The 7,284-nt window shown below is 72.8% G+C and carries 6 protein-coding genes; 3 read left to right on the top strand and 3 right to left on the bottom strand.

Features of this window, described 5'->3' with window-relative positions; translation table 11 throughout:
- Positions 1-12 precede the first annotated feature (12 nt).
- Genes ACFWE2_RS23675 through ACFWE2_RS23665 form a run of 3 tightly spaced genes read right to left on the bottom strand, consistent with a single transcriptional unit; the run spans position 13 to position 4,684 of the window.
- Positions 13-2,304, bottom strand: coding sequence for a transglutaminase domain-containing protein (locus ACFWE2_RS23675; RefSeq protein WP_377226659.1), 2,292 nt, complete (start codon positions 2,302-2,304; stop codon positions 13-15).
- Positions 2,301-3,614 (bottom strand): DUF58 domain-containing protein, encoded by a 1,314-nt coding sequence (locus tag ACFWE2_RS23670; RefSeq protein WP_377226658.1) that lies wholly within the window; start codon positions 3,612-3,614, stop codon positions 2,301-2,303. The genes ACFWE2_RS23675 and ACFWE2_RS23670 overlap by 4 nt, the downstream gene beginning before the upstream one ends.
- Positions 3,615-3,634: 20 nt before the next feature.
- A complete protein-coding gene (locus tag ACFWE2_RS23665) occupies positions 3,635-4,684 on the bottom strand; it encodes an AAA family ATPase (RefSeq protein WP_377226657.1) in 1,050 nt (349 codons plus the stop codon).
- Between the two features lie 402 nt (positions 4,685-5,086).
- On the opposite strand from ACFWE2_RS23665, the gene mraZ reads away from it, so the two are divergent.
- The 3 genes from mraZ (at position 5,087) to ACFWE2_RS23650 (ending at position 7,242) form a co-directional block, all read left to right on the top strand.
- Complete coding sequence (gene mraZ, locus ACFWE2_RS23660) at positions 5,087-5,557, top strand: division/cell wall cluster transcriptional repressor MraZ (RefSeq protein ID WP_116674600.1); 471 nt, start codon at positions 5,087-5,089, stop codon at positions 5,555-5,557.
- Positions 5,558-5,773: 216 nt separating this feature from the next.
- A complete protein-coding gene (rsmH, locus tag ACFWE2_RS23655; protein ID WP_377226656.1) occupies positions 5,774-6,817 on the top strand; it encodes a 16S rRNA (cytosine(1402)-N(4))-methyltransferase RsmH in 1,044 nt (347 codons plus the stop codon).
- Positions 6,814-7,242 (top strand): hypothetical protein, encoded by a 429-nt coding sequence (locus ACFWE2_RS23650; RefSeq protein WP_377226655.1) that lies wholly within the window; start codon positions 6,814-6,816, stop codon positions 7,240-7,242. The genes rsmH and ACFWE2_RS23650 overlap by 4 nt, the downstream gene beginning before the upstream one ends.
- The last annotated feature ends 42 nt before the right edge of the window (positions 7,243-7,284 follow it).

Raw genomic sequence — 7,284 nt, 5'->3', positions numbered from 1 at the left:
AATACCCAGCACTCAACGGGTCAGGGCCTGGGTCAGGTCCGTTGTGATCGCCGTCGTGAGCTCCTCCAGCTCCTCCGGGGTCGGCGGCGTCGAGGAGCGGGCGTAACGCTCCTCCTCCGCGGCGTCGGCCAGCGCGGTGAGCCGTTCCGCGACGTCGTCGGGCAGGGGTGTGCCGGTCCGGGCGCGCACCTCGTCGGCGATGAAGGCCGGAGCCCTGCGCAGGGTGACCGACGGGCCGAGCCGCACGTCCTGCTCCGCGAGCAGCGCCAGCACACGCGACCAGGCGCGTTCGGGGTCGAGCACCTCCACTTCGGCACGCCGGCGCAGCAGGAGCCATGCGGCACCGCCGAGCACGCCGAGCGCGATGATCACCGCGACGACCCACGCCCAGCCGGGAAGCGTCTGGTCGGAGACGTCGTTGCCGGACGATCCGCCTGCCGTGGCAGCCGGGTCGGACTGCGCAGGGTCGCGGGTCGGTCGCTGCGTCGGCACCTCGGCGCCGCGCGAGGCAGTGGGCGAGGAGCTGGGGGCGCTGCCGACACCCGGGTTGGCGTACGCGGGCAGCGGACCCGTCTGGACCTGGGGTGTCGGCTCGAACCGGACCCACCCGACCGTCGGGAAGTAGATCTCCGGCCAGGCGTGCGAGTCCTGGCCGGTGACCCGGTAGCCGTTGTTCCCGTCGGGCCGCCCGGGCAGCCAGCCGATGCCGATCCGCGCGGGGATGTCCAGGCTGCGCGCCATCACCATCATGGACAGGGCGTACTGCGTGCAGTACCCCTCCTTGTCCTGCAGGAAGTCCCAGACGGTGTCGGACGAACCCCGGTAGTCGGCGTCCGGGTCGTACACGAACCCGGCACCCGACCGGAGGTGGTTCTGCAGCGCGACCGCCGCGTCGAACCGGGTGGGCGCGTCACCGGCGACCTCTCGGGCGTACGCCGCGATCTCGGCCTGGTGCTCGGTCTCGGGCACCTGGGTGTAGCCGGACGACCGTGGGTCGCCGGACGTCGGCGCCGCGCGCAGCACCTCCGGCGTCAGCTCCCGGTCGATGATCTCGACGCTGTACGGGGCGCCGGGCTCGGTGCCGCCCGGACCGCGTACCTCGTCGCGGAGCCCGTCGTAGCCCCACTCGCCGCTGACGTCGACGGTGCGAGGCTCGAGCGGCAGCGGTAGCTCGGTGCTGGTGAGCTGACCGATCTGGATGTCCATCCGGCGACGTTCGCCGGCGCCGCCCTCGCCCTCGCCCTCGGGCGCGAGGACCGAGGATGCGTCGAACTCGGCGAGCCCGCCCTCGGACACCGAGCGGTGGGTCTGGACGCCGTCGAAGGCCGTGAGGGTCATGACTCGCAGCGGGCCGGCCGGTTCGTCGCCCGCCAGCGTGTAGGTGAGCACGGTGCTCGTGGAGCGGGCGCTCAGGGGCTGGCGCATGTCGAGATCCGACGAGAGCTCGACCGTGTCGGACGGCGTGGAGATGAGCTGGCTCCACGTCCCGGCCAGCGCGGGCAGCGCGGCCATGCCCGTGGCGACGCCGAGCGACGCCGCCGCCACCGCCGCGGCCGTGACCGCGGTGATCCACGAGCGGAACCGCTGGGCGCGGCGGACCGCCGCGGACTCGGAGTCGCTGTGCCGCCCGGGGGTCACACCGACAGGATCGACGGTGAGCAGCAGGAGCATCGCGGTGACGCTGATGAGGAAGACCTGCCACTGCACCTCGCCGATCAGCGTGAGCGGCGGGGTCCACAGGAGCAGCAGGGGCACGCCGGCGAAGCCGGGCATGCGGGCGCCGGCGAGCGAGTCCACCACGAGCAGCACCAGCAGCGTGCCACCAACGGCGACCATGCTGATGGCCTCACCCGGGCCCACCGGGGCCACCTGCGTGCTCATGGTCTCGGTCGCCTGCCGGAACCGTTCGATGACCTGGTCGAGGGAGTCCGGGCCCACGAACGGCTCGAAGCGCTGGCCGGGGCCGCCGTAACGGGCCAGCACGAACCAGCAGGCGACCAGCACGCCGGCCGCCGTCGCGACGAACGAGGCGTTGCCCGACGCGCGGTCGGCGGCCCGGTCGGCACTCACGCCCTGTCCGGCGGCGCGGCGCGCCGCTGCCCGGTCGACGGCGGCCCGGAGCAGCAGGTAGCGCACCAGGCAGCTCGTGGCCGACACGAGGACGACTCCGGTGGTGCCGGTCGTCAGCCACGGCCCGGGGTCGATGACCAGGGTGAGCGCGTGCATCGAGGCGATGACGGCGATGGCGACGAGGACGCCCGAGGCGACCGTGCGGACGAGCGGTCCGCGGTGTGCGGGGATCACCGGGCACGCTCCGCGAGCAGGGCCCAGGCGCGTTCCGGGTCGGTCCGGGCCTCCGACGTGCTGACCTGCCAGCCGGACGTGCTCAGCTCGGCCGCGGTCTCGTCCATCTCGTGCTGGAACCCGGCTCCCCGCGGGGTGACCAGGATCGCCCAGCACGTGCCCTCGGCGCCCAGGGCGGCGAGGTTGTGGCGGGCGTCGGGGTCGTGCGGGCCGAGCACCGCGATGACGATCTCGCCGGGTGTCCTGGCCAGCCGGAGCGCACGCGCGGTGGTGCTGGTCGCGTGGTTGCCCTCGGCGGACCCGCGGTGCCCGCGGATGTCCACGCAGGCGTCGAGCAGCGCCGACCGGCTCGCCCGGGTCGCCGCGAACCGCTCGCTCTCCAGGCTGGGGGCCACCGCGGTGGTCAGCAGGCGGGTCGGGTGCCCTGCGTCGAGGAACGACGTGGCGATCGAGGCGGCGAGCTCCACCGCCCACTCGCCGTCGTCCACCGCGGCGGGACGGCGCGGGCTCCCCGCCTCCTGCCAGTGCGGCAGCAGCGAGCGGTCGAGCAGGACGGTCACGGGGCGCACGCCGGCGCTCTCGTCGGCGCGGACCATGAGCTGGCCGCGGCGCGCGGCGCTCGCCCAGTGGACCCGGCGCGGGTCGTCGCCCGCCACGTACTCGCGCAGCACGGAGTCGTCCGTCGACTGCAGGCGCGCGCCCGTCGCCGAGTGGTCGACGTCGCCCACCGACCGGGTGCGCACGGCGAGCTCGACGGTGCGCGGCCACACGGGCACGTGCGTCGCGGCGCCCAGCGGCTGCGTGGCGCGGACCAGGCCGAACACATCGGTCCGGGTGGTCAGCAGCGGGCCGAGCGACCAGCGCCCGCGCCGCGTCGGGGTCAGGGAGTAGTGCACGGCGATGCGGTCGGCGCGGGCCGACACCCGGGCACGGATGCCCTGGTGGCCGGCGAGCTCGTGCGCCGCCTGCTCGGACAGCCGCAGCCGGGACAGCCGTTCGTACGCGGCACCGCTCGCGTGGTGCGCCGCGACCAGCAGGCTCACCTCGGCGGTCCGGTCGCGGACCACCGGGTTCGGGGAAACGGCACGGGTCACGTGCAGGGCGCCGCGCCCGGACTCGAGCCGCTGGGTGCCGATGGCCACCCAGGCCACCGCGACGGCGAGCAGCGCGGCCGCACCCAGCCCGACGAGGTCGGGCAGGCTGAGCACCAGGCCGAGGGGCACCATCGCACCGCCCAGGCAGGCCGCCCCGATGCCGCGCGGGGTCAGCCTGACCCTGCTGATCCGGACGAGCGTGTCACGCCACGACATCTGCTTGCCGCCCTGGCCGCTCAGAACTTCCGCCGGTCGGCGGGCCCGAGGGCGGGCACCGGTGTGCGCTGCACCATCTCGTCCACGAGCGTCTCGGGGGTCACACCGCTGAGGCGGGCCTCGGTGGTGAGGATGAGGCGGTGCGCCAGGACCGGCCGGGCGAGCCGCTGGACGTCGTCCGGCAGCACGTGGTCGCGGCCCGCCATCGCGGCGATCGCCTTGGCGGCGCGCAGGAGCTGGAGCGAGGCGCGCGGCGACGCGCCGAGGCGCAGCCCCGTGTGCTCGCGCGTCGCCCCGACCAGCGCCACGACGTACCGCTTGACCGACGGCGACGCGTACAGCGACCGAACGAGCTGGGAGAACCGCAGCATCGAGCGTCCGTCCGTCACGGGCTGCAGGTGCGCCAGCGGGGTGCTGGCCTCCTGCCGGTCGAGCATGAGGATCTCGGCGTCGGGCTCGGGGTAGCCGACGGTGATGCGCGCCATGAAGCGGTCCCGCTGCGCCTCGGGCAGCGGGTAGGTGCCCTCCATCTCGACGGGGTTCTGCGTGGCGACCACGAGGAACGGCCGGGGGAGCTGGTGGGTGGTGCCGTCGACGGTGGTCTGGCCCTCCTCCATGCACTCGAGCAGCGCCGACTGCGTCTTGGGCGAGGCACGGTTGATCTCGTCGCCGATGACGATGTTGCTGAACACCGGGCCGGGCCGGAACTCGAACTCGTGGCTGCCGGTGCGGAAGATGTTGACACCGGTGAGGTCGCTGGGCAGCAGGTCCGGCGTGAACTGGATACGGCCGACGTGGCAGTCGATGCTGCGGGCGATCGCCTTGGCGAGCGTCGTCTTGCCGACGCCGGGCACGTCCTCGACCAGCAGATGGCCCTCGGCCAGCAGGACGGCGAGGGTGATGTCGGCCAGCCCTGGCCGGCCCGTCACGACCGACTCGACGGCTCCGCGGACGCGAGCCATGGTTTCCACCAGCTCGTCGAGCGCACCTGGTCCGGGTGCCGCCTGCGGGGCGGCCCCGCCGCTGTAGTGAGTTTCCGCGAGGCCGGGCGCGGCGGGTTCCGTGTGCACAGGTGGAGACCTCCATCAGGGCCGAGCTACTGGCCGGGTTCTCGGCGCGAGGAAGCGCCGATTCGGAGCCGGGGCGGGCTCGCGCTGCCCGGCTGGTCCAGCGTAGTAGAGATGTAAAGCACTCAGTTGTGTGCGTCACGCAGTCTTCACAGGACCCAGAAGGTGATTTGCCCGGCGGGACAGGCCATCTGCCGGGGCCGTGGACTGGCGCGAGACGGCGGCCCGATGCCGACTGCCCCGACATTCGACGCCGCGCCGGACGCGAAATCCCTCCACTCGCTCTTTACCTCTTTGACCTGCGCATTGAGGGTCTGTGGGTAGTTTTCCCCATGGTTTTTCCGAGTGGTGTGGTGGAAAGTGGAGTAGCGTGGAGTGTGCGGGAGCGAGAGGAGGTGCTGGCCCATGGCTGCGATGGCAGAAAATTTCGCGGGTCTGGGCCTGCTCCTCGGTACGTACACCCCGAAGCTGGACGAGAAGGGACGCCTGATCCTTCCCGCCAAGTTCCGGGGGCGGCTGTCCAGCGGTCTGGTGATGACCAAAGGGCAGGAGCGGTGCCTCTTCCTTCTCCCGATGGACGAGTTTCAGCAGATCTACACCCAGATCCGGCAGGCGCCGGTGACGAGCAAGGCGGCACGGGACTACACGCGAAACTTCCTCGCGGGAGCCAGCGACGAAGTACCGGACAAGCAGGGCCGGGTCTCCATCCCGTCACACCTGCGCGAGTACGCCGGCCTGGATCGCGAAGTGGTCGTGATCGGGGTCGGGAGTCGCGTGGAGGTGTGGGACGCGCAGGCCTGGTCGACATATCAGGAGCAGACCGAACCCGACTACATCGATCAGGCCGAGGAGATCTTCCCCGGGCTGAGCTTCTAGAGAGGTTCGTCTACGGGCTCTGAGGAAAGGCGAGGCGGGCGGCCGTACGGCCAGGCCTCCTCCCGCTGGATCCGGCGCACTTCCCCGCCGCCGGAACCGTGCGGAGGGAGACCTGACCGGACGGCCGGCTCCGGCAGGTTCGGCGCACGTCCAGCAGGACAGCAAAGCAGGGCAGCAAGCAGGACAGCAGGGCACGACGCAGGAAAGGAGCCACCGATGAACGCGACCGACAACCGTCCAGGTACCAACAGCGACGCCGCCGACCGCCACCTCCCGGTGCTGCTCCAGCGGTGCGTCGACCTGCTCGCGCCGGCGCTCGCCGCGCCCGGCTCGGTCCTCGTGGACTGCACGCTCGGCATGGGCGGCCACACCGAGGCGGTCCTCGACCAGATCCCGACGGCCCGTGTGATCGGCATCGACCGGGACCCCCAGGCGCTCGCCCTCGCGGGTGCGCGGCTGGCCCGGTTCGGCGACCGGTTCACGCCCGTGCACGCCGTCTACGACGAGATCGGCGAGGTCGTCGCCGAGCACGCCGGCGGCTCCGTACAGGGCGTGCTCATGGACCTGGGCGTGTCCTCGCTGCAGCTCGACGAGGCCGATCGGGGCTTCGCGTACGCGCAGGACGCGCCGCTCGACATGCGCATGGACTCCACCCAGGGCCTGACGGCGGCCGACGTGCTCAACACGTACGACGAGCGCGACCTCGCGCGGATCCTGCGGGAGTACGGCGAGGAGCGGTTCGCGAGCCGGATCGCGAAGGGCATCGTCAGGCTGCGGGCGGAGCGGCCGTGGGACCGCAGCGGCGAGCTCGTCGACCTGCTGCGGGCCAGCATCCCCGCGGCGACGCGCAAGACCGGCGGACACCCGGCCAAGCGCACATTCCAGGCACTTCGGATCGAGGTGAACGGTGAGCTCGAGGTGCTCGAGCGCGCCGTGCCCGCCGCGATCGAGGCGCTCGCCGTGGACGGCCGGATCGTCGTGGAGTCGTACCAGTCCCTGGAGGACCGGATCGTCAAGCGTGCCATCGCGCAGGGCACGACGTCGTCCGCCCCCTCGGGGCTGCCCGTGGAGCCGGAGACGCACCGGCCCTATCTCGAGGCGCTGACCCGGGGCGCGGAGGAGGCCGACGCCGAGGAGCTGGAGCGCAACCCGCGTTCCGCCTCGGTCCGGCTCCGCGCCGCCCGGCGTCTGCGCCCCACGCCTGACCACCTGCGAGACCGCACCACCCAGCACCACACCGCGAAGGAGGACCGCCGATGAGTGCCACGACCGCTGCGACGGCCCGCGCCGCTCGTCCCGCCGAGCTGCCCCGTACCCGCAGGGCGCCCCTGACCGCGATCTCGGGGGGTGCCGGCCAGCGCGGCCGCCGCCTCGACGCCGTCCGCGCGCCCCTGCACGCCAAGAGCCGCGTGCCGTTCCTCGTGCTGTGCGCGACCCTGATGATCGGTTCGCTCGTGGCGGTGCTGGTCCTGAACACCACGCTCGCGCGTGGCTCCTACGAGATGTCCAAGCTGCAGGGTGAGGTCGCGCAGACGGCTCAGGACGTGCAGGGCCTCCAGGAGGAACTGAGCGCCGCCGAGACCAACCTGGACGACAAGGCCCGCAGTCTCGGCATGGTCCCGGCCGAGAACCCGACGATGGTCAGTATCGAGACTGGCAAGGTGGTGAAGGGAACGGGTCAGTGACCCGCCCGACGTCGGACCCGGGCCGGCAGCGCACCCCGACGG

This window comes from Promicromonospora sp. NPDC060271 (assembly GCF_042726755.1).
GTDB lineage: Bacteria > Actinomycetota > Actinomycetes > Actinomycetales > Cellulomonadaceae > Promicromonospora.
Note: the sequence above shows the minus strand (reverse complement) of the source record. Positions and strands in the feature narration are given on the sequence as shown.